At 45.2% G+C, this 24,174-nt stretch carries 21 protein-coding genes; 13 read left to right on the top strand and 8 right to left on the bottom strand.

Annotated features, from left to right (window positions below; all coding sequences use genetic code 11):
• Positions 1 to 89: 89 nt before the first annotated feature.
• Genes B9G69_RS00985 through B9G69_RS00995 form a run of 3 tightly spaced genes read left to right on the top strand, consistent with a single transcriptional unit; the run spans position 90 to position 1,932 of the window.
• Positions 90 to 389 (top strand): hypothetical protein, encoded by a 300-nt coding sequence (locus B9G69_RS00985; protein ID WP_088616436.1) that lies wholly within the window; start codon positions 90 to 92, stop codon positions 387 to 389.
• Positions 386 to 1,288: an SAM-dependent methyltransferase gene (locus tag B9G69_RS00990; protein WP_088616437.1), complete on the top strand. Its 903-nt coding sequence runs from the start codon at positions 386 to 388 to the stop codon at positions 1,286 to 1,288. Before B9G69_RS00985 ends, B9G69_RS00990 begins: the two co-directional genes overlap by 4 nt.
• Positions 1,261 to 1,932: a flagellar brake protein gene (locus B9G69_RS00995; protein ID WP_088616438.1), complete on the top strand. Its 672-nt coding sequence runs from the start codon at positions 1,261 to 1,263 to the stop codon at positions 1,930 to 1,932. The genes B9G69_RS00990 and B9G69_RS00995 overlap by 28 nt, the downstream gene beginning before the upstream one ends.
• A 69-nt stretch (positions 1,933 to 2,001) precedes the next feature.
• Here B9G69_RS00995 and B9G69_RS01000 read toward each other — a convergent pair whose 3' ends face one another.
• Complete coding sequence (locus tag B9G69_RS01000; RefSeq protein WP_254916972.1) at positions 2,002 to 2,748, bottom strand: hypothetical protein; 747 nt, start codon at positions 2,746 to 2,748, stop codon at positions 2,002 to 2,004.
• 81 nt (positions 2,749 to 2,829) lie between these two features.
• Here B9G69_RS01000 and B9G69_RS01005 point away from each other — a divergent pair, with 81 nt between their 5' ends.
• From B9G69_RS01005 to B9G69_RS01020, 4 genes are all read left to right on the top strand, one after another.
• Positions 2,830 to 3,489, top strand: coding sequence for a hypothetical protein (locus B9G69_RS01005; RefSeq protein WP_141096959.1), 660 nt, complete (start codon positions 2,830 to 2,832; stop codon positions 3,487 to 3,489).
• Between the two features lie 83 nt (positions 3,490 to 3,572).
• Positions 3,573 to 5,396: a methyl-accepting chemotaxis protein gene (locus B9G69_RS01010; protein ID WP_088616440.1), complete on the top strand. Its 1,824-nt coding sequence runs from the start codon at positions 3,573 to 3,575 to the stop codon at positions 5,394 to 5,396.
• Positions 5,397 to 5,640: 244 nt separating this feature from the next.
• Positions 5,641 to 6,912 carry a LysM peptidoglycan-binding domain-containing protein gene (locus tag B9G69_RS01015; RefSeq protein WP_088616441.1) on the top strand — a complete coding sequence of 424 codons (1,272 nt, stop codon included), beginning with the start codon at positions 5,641 to 5,643 and terminating at the stop codon, positions 6,910 to 6,912.
• Positions 6,909 to 13,034 (top strand): LamG-like jellyroll fold domain-containing protein, encoded by a 6,126-nt coding sequence (locus B9G69_RS01020; protein ID WP_265437905.1) that lies wholly within the window; start codon positions 6,909 to 6,911, stop codon positions 13,032 to 13,034. Before B9G69_RS01015 ends, B9G69_RS01020 begins: the two co-directional genes overlap by 4 nt.
• Here the strand turns inward: B9G69_RS01020 and smpB are convergent.
• Genes smpB through pal form a run of 6 tightly spaced genes read right to left on the bottom strand, consistent with a single transcriptional unit; the run spans position 13,031 to position 16,879 of the window.
• Positions 13,031 to 13,489, bottom strand: coding sequence for an SsrA-binding protein SmpB (gene smpB / locus B9G69_RS01025; RefSeq protein WP_088616443.1), 459 nt, complete (start codon positions 13,487 to 13,489; stop codon positions 13,031 to 13,033). The genes B9G69_RS01020 and smpB overlap by 4 nt on opposite strands.
• 2 nt (positions 13,490 to 13,491) lie before the next feature.
• Entirely contained in the window at positions 13,492 to 14,316 is an 825-nt protein-coding gene (gene rsmA, locus B9G69_RS01030; protein WP_088616444.1) for a 16S rRNA (adenine(1518)-N(6)/adenine(1519)-N(6))-dimethyltransferase RsmA, read from the bottom strand.
• A complete protein-coding gene (tsaD, locus tag B9G69_RS01035) occupies positions 14,313 to 15,350 on the bottom strand; it encodes a tRNA (adenosine(37)-N6)-threonylcarbamoyltransferase complex transferase subunit TsaD (RefSeq protein ID WP_088616445.1) in 1,038 nt (345 codons plus the stop codon). The genes rsmA and tsaD overlap by 4 nt, the downstream gene beginning before the upstream one ends.
• A 7-nt stretch (positions 15,351 to 15,357) precedes the next feature.
• Positions 15,358 to 16,053, bottom strand: coding sequence for a tetratricopeptide repeat protein (locus B9G69_RS01040; protein ID WP_265437906.1), 696 nt, complete (start codon positions 16,051 to 16,053; stop codon positions 15,358 to 15,360).
• The gene (locus B9G69_RS01045) at positions 16,050 to 16,361 is read right to left on the bottom strand and encodes a DUF4398 domain-containing protein (protein ID WP_088616447.1); all 312 of its coding nucleotides are present in this window, start codon (positions 16,359 to 16,361) and stop codon (positions 16,050 to 16,052) included. The genes B9G69_RS01040 and B9G69_RS01045 overlap by 4 nt, the downstream gene beginning before the upstream one ends.
• A 17-nt stretch (positions 16,362 to 16,378) precedes the next feature.
• Positions 16,379 to 16,879 carry a peptidoglycan-associated lipoprotein Pal gene (pal, locus tag B9G69_RS01050; protein ID WP_088616448.1) on the bottom strand — a complete coding sequence of 167 codons (501 nt, stop codon included), beginning with the start codon at positions 16,877 to 16,879 and terminating at the stop codon, positions 16,379 to 16,381.
• A 132-nt stretch (positions 16,880 to 17,011) separates the two neighbouring features.
• Between pal and B9G69_RS01055 the strand changes: the two genes are divergently transcribed.
• On the top strand, positions 17,012 to 19,969 hold the full coding sequence (locus B9G69_RS01055; RefSeq protein ID WP_088616449.1) for a PD40 domain-containing protein: 2,958 nt from the start codon (positions 17,012 to 17,014) through the stop codon (positions 19,967 to 19,969).
• A gap of 75 nt (positions 19,970 to 20,044) precedes the next feature.
• Positions 20,045 to 20,845 carry a hypothetical protein gene (locus tag B9G69_RS01060; RefSeq protein ID WP_217897723.1) on the top strand — a complete coding sequence of 267 codons (801 nt, stop codon included), beginning with the start codon at positions 20,045 to 20,047 and terminating at the stop codon, positions 20,843 to 20,845.
• On the opposite strand, the gene B9G69_RS01065 is transcribed toward B9G69_RS01060, so the two are convergent.
• Entirely contained in the window at positions 20,842 to 21,657 is an 816-nt protein-coding gene (locus tag B9G69_RS01065; RefSeq protein WP_265437907.1) for an alpha/beta hydrolase family esterase, read from the bottom strand. The two genes, B9G69_RS01060 and B9G69_RS01065, sit on opposite strands and share 4 nt — an antisense overlap.
• A gap of 427 nt (positions 21,658 to 22,084) precedes the next feature.
• On the opposite strand from B9G69_RS01065, the gene B9G69_RS01070 reads away from it, so the two are divergent.
• The 4 genes from B9G69_RS01070 to B9G69_RS01085 all read left to right on the top strand — a co-directional run bounded on the left by B9G69_RS01070 (position 22,085) and on the right by B9G69_RS01085 (position 24,099).
• A complete protein-coding gene (locus tag B9G69_RS01070) occupies positions 22,085 to 22,591 on the top strand; it encodes a hypothetical protein (protein ID WP_088616452.1) in 507 nt (168 codons plus the stop codon).
• 137 nt (positions 22,592 to 22,728) lie between these two features.
• On the top strand, positions 22,729 to 23,004 hold the full coding sequence (locus tag B9G69_RS01075; RefSeq protein WP_088616453.1) for a Flp family type IVb pilin: 276 nt from the start codon (positions 22,729 to 22,731) through the stop codon (positions 23,002 to 23,004).
• A complete protein-coding gene (locus tag B9G69_RS01080; protein WP_088616454.1) occupies positions 22,973 to 23,377 on the top strand; it encodes a hypothetical protein in 405 nt (134 codons plus the stop codon). Before B9G69_RS01075 ends, B9G69_RS01080 begins: the two co-directional genes overlap by 32 nt.
• 2 nt (positions 23,378 to 23,379) lie before the next feature.
• Entirely contained in the window at positions 23,380 to 24,099 is a 720-nt protein-coding gene (locus tag B9G69_RS01085; protein ID WP_265437908.1) for a hypothetical protein, read from the top strand.
• Positions 24,100 to 24,174 lie beyond the last annotated feature (75 nt).

Here is a 24,174-nt window from a genome sequence, read left to right on the forward strand (position 1 = left end):
TTTGCTGGACGAAGGTCCTCCGCAGGGGCTCAAGAACATGTATCAAATTCCGATAATAGAGATGCAACCAAATAAAAGGGAGTATCAGAATGAGTCAGTACGACGTAGCCGGTCTTTATAACTTTTTAGCTCACACACCCGAATCAGGTCTTAGAAAAATGTTGGTGGATGCTAAGTCCTTCACAGAAACGCACTTCAATCTCATGATGAAGATCGTACGCGCCGGCGGCGAAGCTCAATTCGTAGAGCATTTTGAAAAGCAGGACTTCCCTAAAATTAAGATGGGACCTGCAGACGTGAAAATTAAGGAGAAATTTTGGGGTGAAGCCATGAATGTTTGGAACAGCCGTGGACTTCTTACTCCAGCTGTGGCAACTAAGGCGGCATGATCGCATATCTTGCTCCAGAAAAATTTTTGCCAGAACTCCAGGCGGAACTCAAGAATATCACCGCAGTCCATGGCAACCTGGTTCTTACCGATGGGCCCATCCAGACCTCTGTGTGGGCCCAACACATTTGGACGAATGCTGAAATCATTCAGTTCGAATCTATTTCACAGGCCGTTAAAGCTTTAAAAAGCCGCGGGCTTTTGTGGGCATGTTATTCTTTCGATAATCATCGCCGTGCTCAACTTATTCAGGATCAGCTGCCAAAACTTCGTCCGCGCGTGATGAACTTTTTAAGCGAGCTTCCCAAAGACCCATTGGGTGCCTGGACCCTGATCGATAAAAACACTATGGTCGTTTCCAGCACGACAAATTCTCTGTTCCCGCTGGGCGAAGTCGCCTTTAACGAAGATAAAGAAAATCCTCCTTCCCGTGCCTATTTAAAATTGTGGGAGCTTTTCACAGTCTATGGAGTAAAGCCTGAAAAGGGTCAACGCGTGGTCGACTTTGGAAGTTGTCCTGGTGGTTGGACATGGGTTTTACAGCAGATTGGTTGTGATGTGGTCAGTATTGATCGCGCACCGTTGGACGAAAAAATCGCACGTTTGCCACGTATCGAATTTATTAAAACTAACGCCTTTACGGTTAAGCCCGCTAATATCGGAGCCATCGATTGGTTCTTTTCCGATATTATCTGCTATCCGGCGAAGCTCTTGGAGCTAGTTTTAGAATGGCAGCGTTCAGGACTTTGCCAAAACTTCGTTTGCACTATAAAATTTCAGGGTGGGACCGACTTTGAGACTCTTAGAAAGTTTCAAGAGTTGGAGAATGCACATGTCGTGCATCTTCATCACAATAAGCACGAGGTTACTGTTTGGATCAGGAAATCTTCAAAAAACTGAGTCGTGATGACGAAAAGATAAAACTTTTCGTCGACCTGGCTTCGGCTCAAGGGGAAGTCCTCTGCAAAGGCAAAACTGAAAGTCTGGTAAAACTTAAAGCCGTGCACTGGCATTCAAAATCGATGCATTTAGAATGTCTTTTTAATTCCACTGAAATTCTGAACAATGGCGAAGAATTCCTGGGATACTTTTTTCTAGGTGGCGAAAAATATTATTTCGAAGGCACGGCTACCGTTTATTCCAATCGTTGTCAGTTCTCGCTACCCACAGAAATGTTTCACCTGCAACGCCGTCAAAATTATCGTGTTCGCATTCCGCAAAGCTATCAGGCTTTTTTCGATGTCACAGAAATCAATGGATCTGCGGCCAACATCCACTGCAAACTGGGTGATCTAAGCAGTCAAGGCTGTCGCCTGGTTGAAAAATTACCTGGCACTTCTTTTAAAAATAATGACGCGGTAAAAGGCAAACTTCTTATCAACAAGAACTCCCCGATCGAATTAGAGGCCGAAGTCCGTCACGTTAAAACCGAAGAAGGTTATCAATACATCGGCATAGAGTTCCAAAAGCTATCTGCAATTCAGGAAAACAATCTTTTTGCTCTAACAATGGAAATCCACAAAGAACTTTTCAAACGCCAATAGGCGGCCTTACCTTCACAAGTAAGCGCGTACCTTTTCAGGTAAGTAACTACTTATGGGGTACGGCCTTGCCTATTCAGTGGTTAGATTTGTTGCTGGTTGTTTTTTGATGTTTTCGTATTCTTTTTCTAGGTCTTTCTCTAAGTTTCTCTTCTTCTCAGCGGCTTGTTTTTTTAGGTCTTCTTGAGCTTTTTTATTGTCTTGGTAGCGCTGAGTGTATTGGCGATGTAATTGATTGAACTCATCGTTTTTACTACGAATATAGTCATCAAAGTCTTTGCGCTTATTCTTAGTTTCCTCCTCGAAGGCATCCCGTTTTTCTTTTTGCGCAGAATAGAACTCTTTTCGTTCGGCATCGAGCTTCGAATAGAATTCGGTACGCTCTGCGGATGTCACTTTGCCCTTGGCAAATTTCTCGCGACGTTCAGTTTGGGATCTTGTGAAAGCACTTCGCTCGTCAGATTGGGCTTTTGAAAAAGCTTCGCGGGTTTTTGTCATATCTTTACTGAAAAGATCCCGTTTTTTGTTCAAAATCGAACTGAACTTATTGCGCACATCCGCAGGAGATTTCGTCAGGTCCGACATCATTTGATCCATGAAAGCTTTTTCGTCATTATCTGCCTTTTTTTCTGCAGGGATATTTTGACGTAATTTATCCAAGGCTTCGCGATCTGCTTTCAAGGAGTACTTGTCATCAACCAATGGTGCGGTTTTATTCTGGGCCACCGCAGGACTTGCCGCCTGCATAAGCAAGGCAATCAGGACCAATGTCCCTGAAAAACCGGACAGCCCAAGCTTATTTACGCATGTTATTCTCATAAAAGTTCTCCTCGGTGCGTTTTGTCTTTTTTTGAGAATAATTGGACTCGAAAGAAAACTCAACCCACCGATAAGGTGACTATGCTATACGGAAGAAGAGTTATTGAACCTCAACGAGTTCCCCACGGTAACGGACGTAAAAGGTTCATCTTAAATAAGGCGTTTCAGTACAAGTACTCTTGGTACATGATCACAGCATTTGCAGGTGGCGCGCTTTTATTCTTTATTCCCGCTTATTATTTCATCTCTCAAAACTATGAACTGTTCAAAACGTTGGCTTATGATACTCAACCCCGTCTAGTCGAGCACCTTGAACGCGAGATGGTTTGGTTGCGTGTTTTCTTAGGTGCAAGTTTGATTGCGATCACTGGAGTGACATTATTCCTGAGTATCCGCATGACTAAAAATCTTTTGGCTCCACTTATTAAAATGGAAAATCACATGCATCAACTTATGCTAGGACAATGGCATATTGAAGACTACGTGATTCCTCAAGAAGACGACTTCCGTGATCTTTCAATGACGTACGACTATTTTTATCGCGCCTTGAAAGCTAATACGGAAACCGAATTAAGACTGCTCGAAAAGCTTTCCATTGATCCCCAGAACCGTGAAGCCTATGCCGCTTGGAAACATTTGTTGGCAGAAAAACGTGCGCGCTTAGGTATCAAAGAGGAATTCATCACGAACGAAACTTCCGCAGAGCTTGTTGAACTCAATACTCGTCGCCGGGTCTCTTAGTTTCCAGACTGGACCAATTCCAACTCATAAGTGAAGGCATTCTTAAATATACTGGTGTTTGTCGAACGTGAGTTGGAGCCAGTATGTTGCACAAATTGAAAAATCTCTCTTTAACTCAGAAAATCATCATCCCTATCACCTTAGTGGGCTTCACTGTGTTGGGTTCCATCAGTTGGTTTTCTACTCACAGTGATTTTGAAGACGCCAAGGCTGTCGCATTAAGTGATAGCTTAGAGGTCGCTAAAACATACTCTCATCAGATCAAAAATTATATTGATAAACCCTTTGCTCAAACTGAAATCTTAGGCCGAAACCTGAGCGCCCAAGTTGAAAAAGGCCTGCAGAGCCGCGAGCGATCCCGGTTAGAACTATTGGAAATGCTAAAAGGAGATCCACAGTATTTAGCAACTTGGTCTGCGTGGGAACCCAATGCTTTCGACGGACAGGACGCTAAATACGCAAACCAAGAATTTCATGAAAAATCAGGTCGCCACTATCCCTGGTGGATCCGTCAAAACGACAACATAATTTATAAAACACTTTTGAACGAGGAGACTCCGGATCTTGGTGATTGGTATTTCAAGCCTATCCAATCCAAGAAATCTGTTTTGGTTGAGCCCTATAGCGATGTCGTGAATGGCAAAAAAATTGTGATGACATCCGCCGTATACACGATCGTAAAGGACGATAAAGCATTAGGCATTGTGGGTGTCGACATCAGCCTTGATAAGGTCAAAAACTTAGTGGCGGAAGCCAAGCCCTATCCAGATTCAAAATCATATCTGATATCAGACTCTCTGATGATCGTCGCAGGTCCTTCTGAAGATGAGATGATGAAACCCTTGCAAACAGAATCACAAGTTGAAGCCCTGATTAAAAGTCACAAGGCAGGAAGTCTAGAGGTAAGCACCCCCACTGGGAATGAATTGGTCACAGTGATTCCATTTACCATCTATAACCTTGATCAGAAATGGACGCTGCTCATTCGAACGCCAGAAAAAACAATCCTAGCTAAAGCTTATACGATGCTTTGGCAACAAGGCCTTTTTGCTTTAGTCGGATTCGGGATCCTTTTAGGAACTGTTTATCTGGCCGCGCGCGGCTCGTCCCGACAAATTGGCAGCCTTTCTGAAAACTTAGCCAAGTCCTCAGTCGCTATCAGTAAATCTGTTCAGGATTTGAACTCAACGGGATCGAATCTAGAAAACTCCTCCTCCCATGCATCAGAATCAATCATGGGCACAGCAGCTTCACTTGAGGAAATCACTTCCAGGGTCTTACTGAACACTGAGAATGCTAAACAAGCTGCGACGCTATCGGTTGATTCCGCATCTTTATCCCAAACAGGCCGAATAAAAATCAACAACTTGATCGAAACTTTGAACACAATCGAATCTTCATCGAAACGCATGGAAGAAATCATTGGCGTGATCGACGATATCGCCTTTCAAACAAACCTGTTGGCATTAAATGCCTCGGTGGAAGCTGCTCGCGCTGGTGAACATGGCAAAGGCTTCGCCGTCGTTGCAGATGCCGTTCGCTCATTAGCACAAAGATCTGCGACATCCGCAAAAGATATTTCAACATTGATCAACACCACCGTTAGACAAGTCAAAGATGGGGCGCAGGCGGGTAAGGAAAATGGTGAGGTGCTAGAGAAAATGTCTTTGAGTATCGAAAAAGTTGCGACACTCAATCAAGAAATTGCAGACGCGAGCGAGCAACAATCGTCAGGAATTACGGAGATCGGCTCTGCAGTAAATGAGCTCGATCGCCTGATCCAAACCAACGCGGCCCTAGCCAAACAGGTAGTCTTGAATGCATCGGAAATACATACTCAGTCCTCCGTAATGAGTTCCACGGTGCGAATATTGAGTGGAAATAAACAGGAAAATGTTAAGACTTAGTTAAACCAAAATCCGAATAGTCTATTCGCGAAAGTCCATTCATTTTCTTTAGAGCCAGCACAATGCTGGCTTTTGTTTTATTCTGATACAAAAAATACCGCCTTCATAAAACTAAAGTCCTATTTCCTAAAATTCTGTAATGAATCGCCTAATTAACTCCATTTCCCTTCATGGATTCTCATGTTTAGCCGATGAATAAATTAACAGAACTTTTACAACGATCAAAATTGGGACGTGCCGGAAAATGAAAAGACTCGAACGTTTGTTATTCACAATTATCTTTTTGATCAGCAGTGTTTCAACTGCCGGTCCAGGGATTACATATCGTGAGTACATCGTTCAACCTGGTGATAGTCTTTCCGAAATCGCAGATCGCGTTCGTGGTGGTCACACCTATGGTAAAGGTGAAAATCTCGAGAAAATTTTAATTCTTAATCCAGGCATGGATGCACACCCTATTTTCGTAGGCCAAAAACTTTTAGTTCCAGTCAATGATCTGCGTAGTGTCGCCAATGAATCTCCTAGTGCTCCAGCAGTGCGTATGGAAGTTGCAAAAGCAACTTCAGTTGCCACGAAGGTTGCTCCAGTTGCAACACCGGTTCCAACTCCAAAACCGAAAGGTATTGAAGCGCCCGCACCTGTTGTGACAAAAACAGATGAGCAACCAAAAGCCCCTGTTGTGCCACCTGCACCAGCAATTGCTGAAACTCCGATGGCTAAGCCCGTTGCGACTCCGGTTAGTTCACCAGAGGAAGTAAAAAAAGCAGTCCCTGTCCAAGCTCAAGCTCCAGCGGCTATCGCGCCAATTTCATCTAAGCCAGTTGCTGCTGCTGAAGAAGAAGACGATATCAATCATCGCTTTGAAGTAAAAGCCGGTTATCAAATCTCGACGTTGTCGGCACAAGATAACACGACCAAATCAAAAGCAGAACTTAATACAGATCACGACATCACTGCTTCAGTTGGTTGGACTCAGCAGTGGAGTGAATCCTTTAAATCACTTTTTAATTTCTCTTTGCGCAATCTTGAATTTCAGCCGTCTACAAATGTGTCGAAAACAATCGTCAAAGATTCAAAAACTTTGTACGGATTGGGTTTCAGTGGTCACTATCTGCTAAGCCCTAAACTTGGACTTGAAGTTGGCGCACGTTATGGCCAAGAGCTTTTCTTGCACGGCCTTTCAACAACAACAATTTCTATCGATTCAGCGAACATCTCTGCAGTCAGTGTAGGCTTGGACTATGAACTTTTTAAAAAGGGTTCGACATCCATCGGGGCTTCGATTTCCGGCAGCTATCTTGGCGGATCTTCAACTGACACTTATACAATCGATGCTGGTTCCGCCTACAAGGGCCTACTGTTCATCCGCCGGGATCGTCACGGAAAACTTTTGAAGTTCGAAGTGGGTGCTCAGCAAAGAAATCAAAACACTTCTGTTTCTGATCTTTCAGAAACCAGCGTCTTCGGGAATGTAATTTACGGCTTTGATTTATTCAGCGAGGAGAAGCGCAAATGATGAAATGGCTTCTGATACTTACCACCGCCTTTACCTTCACAGCTTGTACCAAGAAAGGTTCAAGCATTGAGGATGGATTCTTAGCAGGGGTTTCAATCTCTGCAGGTGCGAGTACTATTGAAATCGCAACAAGTACGCTGATTTCTGGAAACTCCACAACAGTTACTCTGACGACCAGAGATTCTGAAGGAAATATTTTCCACGTTCCGGGCAGCAACCCTGACGTTCAATTCAAAACTTCTGGTGGTACGAGCACTGGTATTTTCAGCTCAGTTACTAATCATGGCGATGGCACTTATACAGCAACCTTTAGTGGAGCGGTCGCCGGTTCACAAACTACTATTGGCGCCACAATCAACGGGCAAGGATTAAGCTCAACAAATGCGAAGGTAACAGTTCTTCCGGCTAACTATTCTGCGGCGAACTCTTATGTTTCTTTATCTGCAACTACGGTTGCATCACGTTCGACGATCACTGCGACTTTTTATGCAATGGATGCCACGAACACACAACTTCCTGGTGGCGGGTTAGCTGTTTCTTTTAATATTGCCAGTGGGACAAGCACAGGTACTTTTGGTGCGACAACGGATAATGGGGACGGATCGTACACGGCCGTTTTCACGGGTAAGCTTGTTGGGACCGCAGCCTCTGTTTCTGCATCTGTTGCAGGAATCCCCATTTCAAGCACTCTGCCAACTGTAACAGTAACTCCCGGGACTGCTTCCGCTATTGCAGTCAATGCCGGTAATAACCAATCGGCTGTGGTAAATAACGCCTTAGGTTCATCGTTAAAAGTTAAAGTGACTGATGCTGAAGGTAACGTTGTTCCATCTGCGCAAATTGATTGGACGACAACGGGCAACTCTTCACTTGGCTCCGCAACAGACAATACAGATTCTGCGGGTATCAGCGCAAATACATTAACAGTCGGAACGGTTACAGGAAGCTACACTGTCACTGCAAAGATTCATGGCACCACAACGACTGCAACATTCACGGCGACTGCGACTCCGGGTGCTATCAATAACTTCCTTCTTTCGGGTGTTCCATCCAGCGCAACGGCTGGTACAGCATTCACAACAACTATTACGGCACGCGATTCGTATAACAACGTTAAAACGGACTACACGGGTACGATTCAATTCTCTTCGTCAGACTCAGGCTCTCCGACTCTTCCAGCAAACTATACTTATGTGGTTGGTGATGCGGGAGTCAAACAATTCTCTTTTAATTTAAAGACAACAGGCAATCAAACCATCACGGCGACACAAAGTGGCGGTTCACCAACCGTGACTTCCTCGGCGATTGCTGTTTCTGCTGCAACGATCAGTCAGCTTGCGATTATAACAGGACCAACAACAACTGTGGCAGGAAGCTCCATTTCCACGATTGTAGTTCGTGCACTTGATGCATATTCAAATACGGCAACTTCATTTACAGGTAATATCACGCTGGCTATCGGAACAAATGCTGGCTCGGGTACTTTAAGTGGTACTAAAACAGTGGCAGCGACAGCAGGTTCAGCGTCGTTTTCAGCTGTTTCCATCGACAAAGTAGGTACAGGTTATACTCTGGTGGCAAGCGCATCAGGCGCCACTTCGGCAACATCACTCACTTTCAATATCACTCCTGCTGCAGGGTCAACGATCGCGATTTCCTCTGGTAATAACCAATCCGCGGTGGTGAATACAGCACTCGGTACAATTCTTGTGGCTGTTGTTCGCGATGCTTATGGCAACTTAGCTCCCAATTCAGATGTGGATTGGACATCAAGTGCCGGTACTCTTGGCAGTGCAACAACAACTTCGAATTCTTCTGGTTTAGCTTCAAATTCCATTACCTTAGGAACAGTTACGGGTGCTCACACAATCACGGCAACTGTGAATGGTACTTCTTCAAGCGTCAATTTCACTGCCACTGCAACTCCGGGTGCAATCGATAACTTTATTCTTTCTGGTGTGCCGACTTCGGCAACTGCTGGAACTAGCTTCACCACCACTGTCACGGCTCGCGATAGCTATAATAATGTTAAAACAGATTATACGGGCGTTATTCAATTCACTTCTTCAGATCCAAACTCCCCGACTTTGCCTTCAAACTATACCTTCGTTTCGGGCGACGCTGGGACGAAGCAGTTTAGCTTCACTTTGAAAACCACAGGTGGGCATACGATCACAGCGACACAAGTTTCAGGTGGCTCGCCAACCGTGACTTCCTCCAACATCAGCGTTTCTGCAGCTGCGATTTCTCAACTGTTATTTATCGCTGAGCCCTCAAACACAGTCGCTGGCAGTACAATTTCAACCGTAACGGTGCGCGCCCTTGATGCTTACGCTAATACGGCGTCATCATTCACTGGCAATATCACTTTGGCGATTGGTACAAATGCGGGATCTGGTACTTTAAGTGGTACAAAAACGGTTGCGGCGACGGCAGGCACTGCGAATTTCACCGATCTATCCATTGAAAAATCCGGCACAGGTTATACTTTATCAGCGACTGCTTCAGGTGCCTCTGCAAAAATATCCAGCACGTTCAATATCACACCAGATGCACCAGCGAGCATTGCTGTTTCCAGCGGGAACAACCAATCTGGTACGATTAGCACAGCCTTGGGCTCAAGCTTGGTTGCAGTCGTTAAAGATGCTTATGGTAATAACGTGCCAAGCACTACGGTTAACTGGAGTACGACAGCAGGTACCTTAGGCTCTGCTTCAAGCACTTCAAACTCGTCTGGTTTGGCATCTAATACTTTAACACTCTCTTCGACAACCGGTGCGCACACTGTCACGGCCACTGTCGATGGCACAGCATTTTCCACGACATTTACAGAGACTGCAACAAATGGTCCTGCCAGCCAGTTAAGCTTTTCCACTCAGCCGGTTGGTGGAGTGACACCAGGGACAGCTCTTGCGACACAACCGGTGGTTCGCATTCTTGATGCTAGCGGAAATCTTGTAACAACCGGTGCAGACGCAACTGCAACTGTGTCGTTGTCTTTAACAACAGGCACGGGAGCATTGGGTGGGACGACATCACTTAGTGCGGTCGGCGGTGTTGCCACATTTACTAATGTGAACGCAACAGTTTATGGAACTGGCAAAGTCATGACAGCAACAAAATCGGGAACAATTATGTCCGGTGGTGTTGGTTCGTTGACTCAAACTTCGAACAGTTTTGATATCACGCAGGCCTCTCCAACAGCCTTCACAATTTCCAGCGTCAGTGTCGTTGAAGCCGATAAGCTTCGCGTATCCTGGGGCGCATCCACGAATGCCAACAGTTATACTGTGAAATACGGTACGAGTGCTGGTAACTATACAACGACGGCCTCTACTTCTGCGACTTCACCGTTTGATATTACTGGTCTAACTGGTGGCACCACGTACTACATCATGGTAACTGCTGTTAATTCGGCAACGTCTGTAGATGCGACATCTGAGGCGATGGGTATTCCAATCAGTGCATTCACCTTGACATCACTCACTCCGGGAACTGGAAGTTCGTCGCTGGCATTTGCCTCTGCTGCAGGCGCCACAACTTATGACGTGCTTTACGATACGAGCTCACACACGGCCAGCCAAACTTACGCTTCAACAACTACGAGTGTGACGTCACCAGCAACAACTTCAAGTTTGTCAGCAGGAACGACTTATTATTACCGAGTTCGTGCTAACAACTCCTTCGGGTCGTTGGTTTCAACAAACGAACTTTCCGGTGCGGTTTACCAGAATTTTACGTTAAGCATTCCATTCACTGCTGGAACTGAATCGAGCTATTCGATCAGTAATACTACAGGTACTGCGCTGTCTGGTGGCTATGCTTTGCTAAAAAAATCTCCTCAAACAGATAGCAGTTCAACAGATTTCCCAGCATCCGGCATGACTTCGGTTCAATGGGATTCTACAAAAAATGTGGTGCGCTTAAGTGCAACAGCCAATACAAGTTCGTTCGATAGCTCATGGACTCCAGCATGGAGCAACATGGTCGCCTACTACAAATTTGATGGAAATTTGAATGACTCTATTGGAAGTAATAATTTAACCATGACGGGTACTGCCGCATATCCTACGGGAAAAGTTGGTTCAGCTTTGACGGTGGATGCCAGCAACTATGCGACAGTGAATAACATTAATCTATTCAATAGCTCGTACTCAATTTCTTCTTGGGTTTATATTACAAGCACCGCAAACTCGAATCGCCCTATTGTTTCCTACGGAACTTCGGCTGCAAACGCCGGTTTCTTCTACGGGCCGTTCGGTTCACTTTACGAAAATTTTACGGTGAATGATAGTACGGGTAATACTGTTATCAGTCCGCTCACGTACGCCGTATCTGATAGAAATCGTTGGGTTCATTTTTTAGTAACCTATAATGCAAGCAATAAATTGAAAACCATGTATCGCGACGGCTTGTTTCTGAATCAAGCTTCTTCTTCTGCTGATATCAGCACGACAAATGGTACGATGTACATCGGTCGCAACTACAATGGCGATGCGATGATTGGACAAATTGACGAGGTGGGTATTTGGAATACGGCTCTTACGCAAACTCAAGCGGCGGCTATCTATAATGCACAGGTCGGAAAGTACACTGGAAAATTCAACTCTCGCATCATGGACGCTCAAGCCTACGGTTCGACAGACACATCTTGGACAGCATTGACATTTAAAACGTCACTGCCATTTGGTAAAGAATTGTCCGAAGGTACAGAGAGCTCAACTTATTACCCGTCTGTTGCGACCGCGCTGAATACTTCGTTGAAGGGCCTATGGCATTTCAATGAGGCCAGCTATAACGGTACCGCTGGAGAAGTAAAAGATGCCATGGGTATTAGTCATGGTACTCGTTCAGGATCAGGTACAGCGATTAATACAAACCGTTCTAAATTTAATTACTCTGTCGGTTTTGATAACCGTGATTCAACAACGAACTACAACAACTATATATCTGCGGGTGCAAGTAATACATTTATCGCTTCCGATAACCAAGCTCTTACGATTTCCGGCTGGGTGTTTGCAAATTACCTGGACAATACAGGTGCCACGACGATCGACAATCGCCTTGTGACATTGCACCGTGGTTCTCCTGGAGAAACTCTAGGATTTGGTTTCGGTCAAAACGGAAAATTGATGGTTTACAGTTACAATGATGGAACACCTCTATATGTATCATCAAGTACAGCTATCTCAAAATACGTATGGACACATGTTGCAATGACATTCGATGGCACATGCTTCCAGCTTTATCTCAATGGTGAAGCGTCTGGAACTTGTATCAATGGTAAATTAAATGCCGCCAGCAGCACTCCTATCTATTTTGGTACAATCGACACGACGGTTGCCGGCAGATACAGAGGCTTATTGGATGAAGTGGGCATCTGGTCACGCGCACTGAGTGTGAATGAAATGCGTGAACTTTACAGACGTACCTCAAATCGTATTAAATACCAAGTTCGTTCATGCAGCCAATCAGACTGTTCTGATCAAAATGCTGTGAGTGGCTTAGGTTGGAAAGGTCCCGATAACTCGGTAGACACTTACTTCTCCGAGAACTACAACAAGGCTAATAACTCCTTGACCGGCGCAAACTTGGGAACTACGGCTTCAATGACATTCTCAAATTTTGCAGGATTCAGTGTAACAAGTAACCGTTACTTCCAGTACCGCGCGTTCTTTGAAAGCGATGATGCAAGTACGAACTGTACTTACAACTCGACGGCGACTTACTGTTCGCCAGAACTGGTGAGTGTTACCGCAGGACCAGATCGTTATGACAACACGATACCAACATTCACGACCACGGGCGCTGGCGTAACATCTGCTTTCCAAACATTGGACAGCAATGGCTTCACGGAAACTTTGGGTACGAATGGATGTTCGGCGGGTGCGAAATACGCTCTAAGTTCAAACGGTACAAACTATTATTACTACAACGGTACTTCGTGGGCTGCGTCTTCGGATTATTCAACGGCAAGTACAGCGGCACAAATCAACGCGGGAATCAGCACATTCGTAGCGACGGCAGGTACAGGAACATTAAGAGTGAAATCATTCTTAAAATCCTCTGCAACTACTCAATGTGAAATTGATAACTTGCAAATCACGGGTAAGAAATACTAACGATCGCGGCGGATTGTTTGGCGTAGCTGGCTTTCAACGTCGCGCTTTTTGATGGACTCACGCTTGTCGTGGGTCTTTTTACCTTTTACTAAGGCGATTTCTAATTTTGCTCGTCCGTTTTTGAAATAGATTTTCAAAGGAACGCAGGAATAACCTTTTTCCGACAAAGCGCCTTGAATTTCATCAAGCTCTTTACGATTCATCAAAAGTTTACGAAGGCGTTCTGGGGCGTGATTATTATAGCTGGAGGCTTTGTATTCAGCGATATGGGCATTCTGCAGGAAAGCTTCATCGCCACGGAAAGAGATGTAGGAGTCCTTTAACTGCACGTCTTTTGCGCGCAGGGATTTTACTTCGCTTCCCATAAGCATAAGACCCGCCTCGAACGTTTCCACGATATGGAAATCGAAACGTGCCTTTTTATTTTCCTGAATGATCAGAATGTTACCGCTCATGCTTATTCAAATCCAAACTTGTGATACAGCTTAACAAATTGGGCAGGGCTCAATTCCTCGGCTCGGGCTGTTTCAGGGAAACCCATCTCTTTCAGCCAATCGATCACTTGCTCTGGAGTTACATTCCTTTGGGTTAAAATACCAGCCAAATTTTTCTTCAAGAGCTTGCGACGCTGAGCGAATGCCATTTTTACGAATGTCAGGAACGAATTATGGTTCTTTACATCACTTGTAATGCGGGTAAATCCTAAAACGCGGCTCGCAACCTTAGGTGGCGGAGCAAAATCCCCGGGACCCGCATCCGACACTATTTCGATCTTCCAGAATGTCTGTGCGATCACACTTAGTAATCCATAATGTTCATCGCGTGCAGGGGCTTTGATCCTTTGCGCGACTTCCTTTTGGAACATCAACACCATGTGGGCGACGCCATGATTTTCCATAGAGCGATCTATTACGATGCTGGAAGAAATTTGGTACGGAAGATTTGAAACAAAAACCAATTTTTTGTCGCTAAAGAACTGAGACCAATCCAAACGCAAAGCATCTTGCTCGTGAACGGTTAAACCTTTTGCACGCCAATAGGCTGCGATCTCGCGATCCAGCTCTATCACTTGCATCGGAACATTCATTTCCAACAAAAGATCCGTCAAAGCACCAGGCCCCGGTCCGACCTCAACCAATTGTTCTGGGTGAAAACCTTTAACCGCGTCGATGATACGACTAATGACGACATCACTGACTAGAAAATTTTGGCCCAAAGATTTTTTGGCTTCGATACCCAGTTGTTCCTGGGCTTTCTTTAAACGTTCGCGGGCATAACTCATTTGAAATCCGATTGAAGTGCGTGAGGAGAAGGACCCAAGTCAATTTGTGAAGTTTCACCACGAGCCATACGGAGCGCACCAACATAGCCGATCATAGCCGCGTTATCAGTGCAGTATCTGAGTGGTGGAACAACTAGGCGCAGACCCTTTTTTGCAGCCCATTCTTCGGCGCGCGCACGTAAGCGCGAATTCGCACTCACTCCGCCTGTTAGGATCACACGTTTAGCTTTGAAAACTTTAGCGGCGCGATCCAGTTTAGCAATAAGTACATCAACAATCGCTTCCTGAAAAGAAGCGCACAGATCCGGCAACTGAGCCTTCACTTGTTCAGGTCCTAATTGCTGAATCATTCTTTGTCCCGAAGACTTCAAGCCAGAAAAACTCATGTCGAAGGTATCGTCGTGAATCATACTTCGTGGGAATTCAAACGCATGGGGGTTGCCTTGCTTTGCCATTTGATCAACCTTGACTCCACCTGGAAATCCAAGGCCTGCCATTTTAGCAAACTTATCAAAACACTCACCTGCAGCATCGTCTTTGGTTGCACCCAAGACGCGATATTCACCCAAAGCTGTGATGTGATAAAGTGACGTGTGACCACCACTGATCGCAAGGCCCACGTAAGGATAATCAAAGTCCTCTGGCGGAGCGTATTGAGCATCTTTTAAAAAAGGCGCCAACAAGTGACCTTCCAAATGGTTCACTCCTAAGAAAGGAATGTTTTTGGCTTGAGATAATGATTTGGCCGTTACAAGTCCAACGATCAATGCGCCAACCAGTCCCGGGCGATTTGTGACCGAAATCCCTTGGATATCTGACCAGTTCATATTGGCTTTTTTGAAGGCTTCCTCGATCAAAGGAATCAGGGCAATCGAATGATTTCGGGCTGCGATTTCTGGAACCACTCCACCGTAAGCTTCATGTTCCAGATCTTGAGAAGCTGAAACCACAGAATGCACCCAACCGCTACGATCTACGATCGCAACTGAAGTGTCATCACAACTGGTTTCTATCGCTAATACTCTTTCAATCACTTGGCTCTTATTTTAAACCCTTCAAACGGATCTTAGCACGACGAGCTTCATCTGACTTAGGAAATTTGCTTAAAACCTCATCAAAAAAGGTTTTAGACTCCTCTTTCATGCCCAATTCCTGGAAGGAAACACCGATTTTATAGGTTGCATCGGCAAAGTGAGAACCCTTCGGAGATTCATCACGGTATTTTTGATAGCTTAAGATAGCCTGTTTCCACTCTTTTTTATTGAAGTACTCCTGGCCAACTTCGTATTGATTCTTTTTAGATTTCTCAACGGCTTTTTCCGCAGCCGCTCTTTCAGCCGCAGCTTTTGCTTCGGCTTCGGCAGCCTGGCGATTTGCATTCAAGGCATTAACTTGCGCATTCAATGCGTAAACTTGTTTTTCAAGATTTGTAAAACCCTCTTGCAACAAATCCACTTTTTTATTCAAAGCTTCGTTTTGTTGTTGAGCGGCCTTTAATTGCTTATCAAGATTATTATTTTCAAGACGATTTTCCACAACATCAACACGGCCATTCATGGCGCGCATTTGCTCTTCAAGATCAGAAAAGCGATTGCCAGCATCCGCTGTCTGTCTTTGCATTGTGCTTACTTGTTGTTGGTATACTTGGCGTTGTTCATTGTCGCGAACATCATTACGAGTTTGCAGACAGCCGGTCATGAAAAGAGAAATAGTGGCCAAGGTTGCAAGTAACTTCATAGAATGTCTCCGGTCTTTTGACGAATCAAACGGGCTGAATTCTCTGCTTTTTCAGCAGCGAATTTAGCTCTTATAAATTGTTCTTTAGCGCGGGCAAAGTCACGGTCATCGTAATAAATGCGGCCTTTGCGATAAGCTTCTTCAGCTTGATGCCAATAACCTGGCGAATGACGAGCAGCTTGAACAGAACGGGCCGCATCGATAGCGGCCCGTGCAAGTGAGTAATCCTCAATGGGTGCAGGGACAGTTTGACAACCAACCATCACCGAAAAAAATAAGACTCCGATGAATAATCTGGCCAAAGTCACTCTACACCTTTTTCCTACTACTGAGCAGGAACGAAGTTAGCACGGCGGTTTTTACCCCAAGCTTCTTCAGAATCACCGTTAGCAACTGGTTTTTCTTTACCGTAAGAGATTGTGCTCAAACGGTCCGCTGCGATACCCAAAGATACCATGTAAGCTTTAACCGCGTTTGCACGACGCTCACCAAGAGCTACGTTGTATTCGATAGTACCACGAGAGTCACAGTGACCTTCGATTTGTACTTTTACGTTACCGTTCTTTTTCATCCAGTCTACGTTAGTAGCGATGTCTTTTTTCGCACCAGCGTCCAAGCTAGATTTGTCGTAACCGAAATGAACAGTTACAAGACCAGCAATTTTACCAGAATCAGAACCTGCTGGATCAAAGCTCAACGGCGTTGATTCAAGTGCTGTGTTACCAGTTGGTGACGTTTGAATATTTGCATCTGAATTAGTTTGTTTACCTTTACAACCAACAACCATTGCACATGCAACAAGACCTAGAGCCAATTTACGAATCATGATGTTCCTCCTGCGAACTTCGAATAGGTACAATTAACAGTAAAAACTTTAATTTATAGTGGCTTATTGTCAAACCTTTGCTTTCTTAAAGTGTGTTGCGTTGCTGTAAGCGGCAAGTTATGAGACGAAAATATGCAGGTTTTTTTAAATCGACTTCTTGTTTTGCTATGTTTGTTGGCGGGAATCACTGTGCATGCACAATGGGAAGTCCAACCTCGCATCAAATGGAAGACCCTCTCCACTCCCCATTTTGAAATTATCTATAATGCAGAGCAGCCGGACCTAGGTCGTTTGTATGCGGAGAAACTAGAGCGCGCTTATTACCAGTTACAAATTTACTTTAGTGAAGCCCCACCGAAAACGGTGGTGGTCATCAACGACAAAACAGACGTTACCAATGGGTATGCGACGCGCTTACCTTATCCGCACATCATGGCCTATCCTGTCTTGCCGGGACCCGAAGAAAGCTTAGCCGACACCGGTGATTGGGCCTTTGAGCTTTTGGCCCACGAGTACACCCACATTCTGAATTTCGAACCAGCGGGAGGAGTTATGACTCCGCTGCGCGCGATTTTTGGAACTGTGATTGCACCCAATCTAGTTCTTCCCAACTGGTGGAAAGAAGGCTTAGCCGTCGAGATGGAGACACGACTTGGAAACAAAGGCCGCCTGCGTTCTTCCTACCAAGACTCTGTGATTCGGGCTCTGGTTGAAGATCAGCGTCTTTTCCATTACACCATTGCAGAGATCAACGAAAACATTCCAAGCTGGCCTGAAGGCGCTCGTCCGTATATTTTTGGCTCCTTGATGTGGAGCCAAATCCTGGCCGATCAAGGCGCAAAAGTTGTCGATGCTTTAAACCAACGTCACGGTCGCCGCATTCCTTTCTTTATTGAAACACCTGCCAAAGAAAATTTAGGCATGGAGTATGCGGCTCAATATGCCAAGGCCTTGAACGAAACCGAAGTTCGCGCACTCACTCAGCTAAAGACTTTGCGCGAAGTCTTGCCGACTCCATATATACCATTGAGAAATGCCTATTTATTTTTAACGGCTCCATCGATTTCACCTGACGGCAAACGTATGGCCGTCGTGACAGAAGATGATTCGAACAACCGTGCGATTAAAATCATCGTGCGTGAAAATCTGCAAACCAGTTTCATGGACGCCAAAGAAACCGACACGATCGAAAAATTTGACCAAAACTTTTCACCGTCTTTAACAATGGACGAACCCCCGTCAGGGAGTATTCAAAGAGTCAGCTGGTTTCCTGATTCTGCAAAAATCGTTTACGACAAAATCGATGTTACCAACAAGGTTGAGCGTTTTTCCGATTTATTCCAATTTGATATCGTAACGCAAAAAACTTCATCACTAACCCGCGGGCTGCGCGCCCGTGAACCTGCCGTTTCCTTAGATGGGAAAAAGATAACTTTTGTTAAGCTTGAGGGTGGTAAAACCAGCCTGGCAACTTTGAATCTAGAGCAAGAAAGTAAAGAGGTAAAAATTCTATTCGATGCTCCGCTCATGGATCGCATTTCTTATCCCACGTTTTGGAATGACGATACGATCGTTTTCTCCCTACGTCGTGATGGCCAGGAAAACCTGCACACCTTTAGGTTTTCAACCGGCAAAGTCGAAAAAATTCTGGCGGAATATCCTGACGCTCGCTTTCCGCGAAAAACAATTGCTGGCCTGATCTTTACCTCCAGTAAAAACGGGGCACAGAACATTTATATTGCGGATCCGACGTTGCAGTCTGCTAAGCCAATGACTCATACCTTGACGTCTGTTTTTTCAGCTGACCTGGATCCGACACTGCAAGAGTTATTTGCGACTTCGATGACCTCTCAAGGTTTAAAAGTTGTCGCCTACAAAGCCAAAGACTGGAAAGAAACTCCTGAAGAGCTTCCACAGATTTCCCCCCTTTTGGGAGATCGCTATACATCTTTAAGTGAACAAGAAAAAACTGTTAATCAAACCCGCGCTGAAGATGCCGTTCGCCACGGGACGATCGAAGATTATTCTGCCGCAGGATATCTATGGCCTCGTTTTTGGGTGCCATTTATTGCGGGCTCTTCCAGTGACACGGGTTTGATCTTGCAAGCTTTGACGACAGGCTTTGATCCCTTAAAAAAACATTCATATTCACTCACGGGAACCTGGGACACAGGTATAAATCGCGGAGGGATCGATGGTTCCTATGTCAATCAAACAACAAATCTGCCTTTCATGCTAAGCGCGTATACGCGCAGTAGTTACTTGGGAACTATTGATAACAAACTCACAGATAATTCAGTGGCTGGAGCCATTATTCCTGACATGTTCTGGCTTACTCGCTATGCAAGTTTGCAAGCAGGCTGGCAGTACTTCCAACGTGAAGTCGAACTTGCTGCAAATCCTGTCACGAAACGCACGGGACCTTACGCTTTTTTTGCTTACACAAATTACAGCAAATCTGGTGCGCAAATATCCCCTGAATCCGGTGGCAGCTTTTACCTAGGAGCTTATAACTACATTCAATACGAAGATTATTTAAGTCACTCGCAATTCATCGCCGGTATCACCGCTTACAATTCTCGCCTTCTGCCAAAGCATCATTCATTGTTGGTTCGCCTAAATGGTATGTACACGCCGGAAAAGATTTCTTCACTGTATGGAGCTTCTTCGCAAAACTTAGTGTTGGCACAGGACAGTGCTTTGCCTCAATATATTCTGCGTGGATATTCACGAGGGCAGATTTACGGTCGCAACATGGCAAGTTTTACCTCTGAATATCGCTTTCCAGTGATGAATACTTATAAAGGCCCTGGAACATTGCCTCTATTTTTCCGTCGTATTTCAGGAGCTTTGACCCTAGATGGAATGGCAACAGATGGTGTGCTGGTAAATGATGCCAATAATCGCGTGGTGTACAACGCCATCGATATGAAACGCAGTTTCTGGAGTGCTGGCATCGAAGGACACCTAGAAACGACCTTAGGATACATTGCGCCGGTTCGCTTTATCGTGGGTGTTTATCAAGCCTTTAACGATCCCAAAGGTTCGCAAACAGCCCTTCAAACTTCCATTCAGCTGTCCGGTTTCTAAGCCCCACTTGGCCCAATAGTTGAACTACTTAAGAGCAGGATGTTGAAAGCAGCTTGCTCTCTTATTATTTGCTTTATGCGTGACCACGTAGTGCCCTGTTTGGGTCTGTCCGGTCACAGTTCGACAGCGCGTCTCATTTTGAGACAGGTGCTCTTACTGACGATCGTAGTGGGAACGGGTTTTTCCGCATACGCCGAAGGAGTTGTTTGTACCAAGATTTTTTCCCAGGAAGCGGCTCCCTATATCACCGAACGTGTCGCGAAAAATAAATTCGTCACCGATCGCCACTTGCTCGATTACTCCAAGGAGCTTCACCCTGATTTTAAAAACAAGGTGGAAAGCCTTCGTGCGGAACAGCACTGGGTGGACCTGGGTGCTGGCAAAGCGACGGCGCAAATCGACCTGATCAAGTCCTTTGATGATAAATCCCAAGCCCCTTTCGCAACGGCAGTCGCTTTTAAATTAGACCGCTGGTTTGCACCACGCTCTTATAATGGAAAATTGAAAGTTGCCGAGGGGGCTTACGAATTGCAACCCACGGCTGCATGGAAAAAGGCTGACTTAGTCACCGATGTTTATGGAGTTTTGTCCTATACGGGTGAACTTGGCGTTGCTTTACAAAAAACTTTCGACATGATGACCGTCGGAGGAGAACTTTATATTTTAACACTACCCTACGGCACACAAATCCAACGGGGTGAGAATAAATTAGTTCTGACCGAATTCCTAAAGACGGTGCCAGGAATCAAAGTTGACGGTGATAACATACAAATCAAAATCACTAAGACTCACGAAAATATTTTCGTCCCATCGCTGCGCATGGTCCGCTATACAGACGGCGGACCACCCCTCAGATTGTTTGAAATCATCCCTTAAAGACTTTTAAAGAAATCCCACATCACGTCATTTGCTGAAATCGCGTTGGATGGGGAACTTCCCATCAATCCAGCACGGGGTTTCGCGCCACCCGGCCAAGAATGCTTACCGGTCTCTGTCACACACAGTTGGACTGCACCCGCTTTGCATTGATAGCGATCGCAATAAGCGCCGGCTTTATCTAATATTCGGTGCGGCTTTGCCTCACAAGACTCTAATGCCACCCACTTTTCGATAGTTTTAGGGACAGATACGAACTCAGTCACTTGAGATTTATCCTTGAAAGCTTCGGCTCCAGCTCCGCCATTGAACTGAACGTGGTCGTCATCTTTCGCATGGATATGCAGAATCGAAACCGGCTTTTTTGGAGAACAATCTTTAGTATTATCTGTTCCCGCCACCGCAGCTATGGCTTTAAAAATATCAGAAGCCTCGCAGGCCAGACGATAAGACATCATCCCCCCATTCGACATACCTGCCGCAAAAACTTTTTGCGAATCAACATTCAACTGCCCAGACACTTTTTTAAAAACTTCGCGGATAAAGCCCACATCATCGATATTGTTATCACGCCCTTTTCCACAACAATTCCCTGCGTTCCAAGTCGCAAACTTTCCCGACTTAAACTGTGAAGACCCATTAGGAAAAACCGCAATAAACCCTTCAGATTCAGATTTAGAAATCTGCTTATAATATTTCTCGGTGGCCTGAATCTCCATATCACCGCCACCACCATGTAAAACAAAAAGCACCGGCATCGGCGTCGAAGCCTTATAAGAGTTCGGGACGTGAACCATATAAAAACGCTCCATCCCCCCAAAAGAAAACGAAAACGTATGATTTCCCGATTTCAAAATCCGAAGCGAGGAATCGCCCGTCACCGCAGGTGCAGGCTTTGCCGCCTGTTTCTCAATAATTCTTTCCTTAATCTTATCGCGAAAATACCCAGCTCGGGCACTCCCACCCCAAAATCCAAAAACCAAAGCCAAAACAAAAACCACTTTTCTCTTCATCCCTCAAGAATACGAAGCCGAGATCAGAGCGATCAAGGTTTCAAAGGTCGAGCCGAGGGCACGCAGGCCGACGCAGAGGCCGCCTGGGATTTTTGCGACCTTTGAAGCCTTGCGTCGCGGCGAGCCAAACCGCTCGGTCTTGACAAAGGTTGATGTGACCGAAATTATTGAAGATAATGACAACTAGTGCCGAGGATCGGTGCTTATTGTATTTGGGGGGAAGTCGATGGAAAAAATCAGCTGGATTAAAGAACTTGTGAAAGCTGAACAACAAATGGAAGAGTCCGGACTTATTGATATGAGTTTCGGCTTTGACGCTGACAAGATTCTTGTGAGCGAAACTATCCAGTTCCTGTTGGCTCTAAAAACAGAATTTGTAGATTCATCTTCAGCATTTAACGAGCTTAAGCCTTCAGCTTTGGGTCGTATTAAAATCTACGGTATTGCAAAAACTCACGCAGACTTTATGTTGTTCCGTAACGGCTTCAAAATGATTTTCTCATTAAAAGGCCCAGGACAAATCAGCGTTCGCTTTAACTTCATCGGTACAAACTACATCCCAACTCCGGGTGCTGCGGAAGCGCAAGCTACCAACGTGATGGACGAACATATCGTTGAAGCCAAATGGGGTGCGTTTGGTGAGTTAGTATGGACTTACCAAAACCAACCAGTGAAGCTGGAATACATGGTTCGCCACTACTTAACTTTGTTCATCAAAGAAAGTTCAAAATAAATTCAACTTAGAGGGAGCCACAAGCTCCCTTTTTTATTTTCCGCCGTCGCTTTGTCCGCCAAACGGGATGCAATCTCGTTTTTCTTCGATTATAGAACTGCTCCCGTTTTGCATTCCAACCTCCATCCGGAGGTTCTATGAACACAAAAAGAATTTTAAAAAACCAAAAGGGCCAAGGCCTGATCGAATATTTAATTATCGTAGCGATTGTAGCCGTGGGCAGTATCGCCGTCATCAAAGTCGTGGGCGCTAACATCGACGTTCAATTTGCCAATGTCGCAAAAGCCCTGGGTGGCGACTCTCAAAAAATTGCAGCCAAAGAAGTGACGGAAGGTATGTACAAAAAACGCGATTTCGGAAATTTCTTTGAGGACGCCGTCAATGACAAGTCCAACAAATCTAAAGGCAAATAAGGGGCAAGGATTTATTGAGGCGGTGCTAGTGCTTCCTGTGGCACTAGCTTTTATCTCCGTTCTGATTTTTGCAAGCTACCGCTCGCTGGTTTATTTTTATGCGGATGCAGCTTTGCACGAAGCCATGATCTGCACCGATTCCACCGCCGCCTCTGAATGTGAACGAGAGTTTGAGGAACATATTCGAAAGATCCTTCTTAAAAACGAAACGGTTAAAATAAACCTTGGCAAATATGGCAGCGGAAAATCGTTCCGCGTTACCGGAAAAGCCCTCATTAACGTTCCCACCAAGCGTCAAGACACAACCAAGGCAAAGTTTTGGCAAACCAAAATGACGATTCAAAAAGAAATGAAATTTCCTCTAAAGGGTTAAACATGCGAAAAATAAATCAAAAAGGTTTCGCGCTGGCGATGATGGTCCCGCTGCTGCCGGTCCTACTTGCAATGGGCTTAGCATCTTATGCGGCGATGACATTTCTTCAAATCGAACAACGGTTCAGCTACACCTGCCGCTCGGGCAATTTGTTAGGACAAACCAAAGCGGGAAAGCAGATTGATGCTCTTTTAAAACTCAATCCAAAAGCCTCAAAACTCATCTCTGACGAGAGAAAGGCCCAGGCTGAATTAGCACTGGCGATCTCTATAAAAGACGTCCCTGGAGCAACCAAAGCGCAACTAAAAATCAACAGTATTCACGCCAAACAGGAAGTTTTGAACATCCGGCAAAAAGCGATCATCCAACAGGGTAATCTCGCTCTAACGAACGCCCAACAAAGTACCTCTCGAGAATTGGGTCTGATGACTACAAAAATTATTGATTATCGAAGCTTATTTGACACCTCGGCGCGGGTTACCAGTAGCTCTTATCCCAAGCTGTCCGTCTCTCCGGAAGGAACGGACATTGCTCCGATATACAGAACGGACTCTGACATCGAGCAAAAGCAAGTGTTGGTCCACCGATGGCAATATGAGCTTAGGGTAAATCGTCATCTGCAAAGTTTGATATCCGGAAGTTTCAAATTTCAAAAATCATGTGCGGTCACAGTCACAGAAAAAGGGCAATCATGGGTTCCAAAAATTCTAAGGGACAAATAATGATCGAAACGTCCCTGTTCATGTTTTTTATTCTACTGATTTTCTGTATCGGGTTTAGCAGGTTTCAAGAACACA

Source organism: Bdellovibrio sp. SKB1291214 (assembly GCF_002209355.2).
Classification (GTDB): Bacteria; Bdellovibrionota; Bdellovibrionia; order Bdellovibrionales; family Bdellovibrionaceae; genus Bdellovibrio.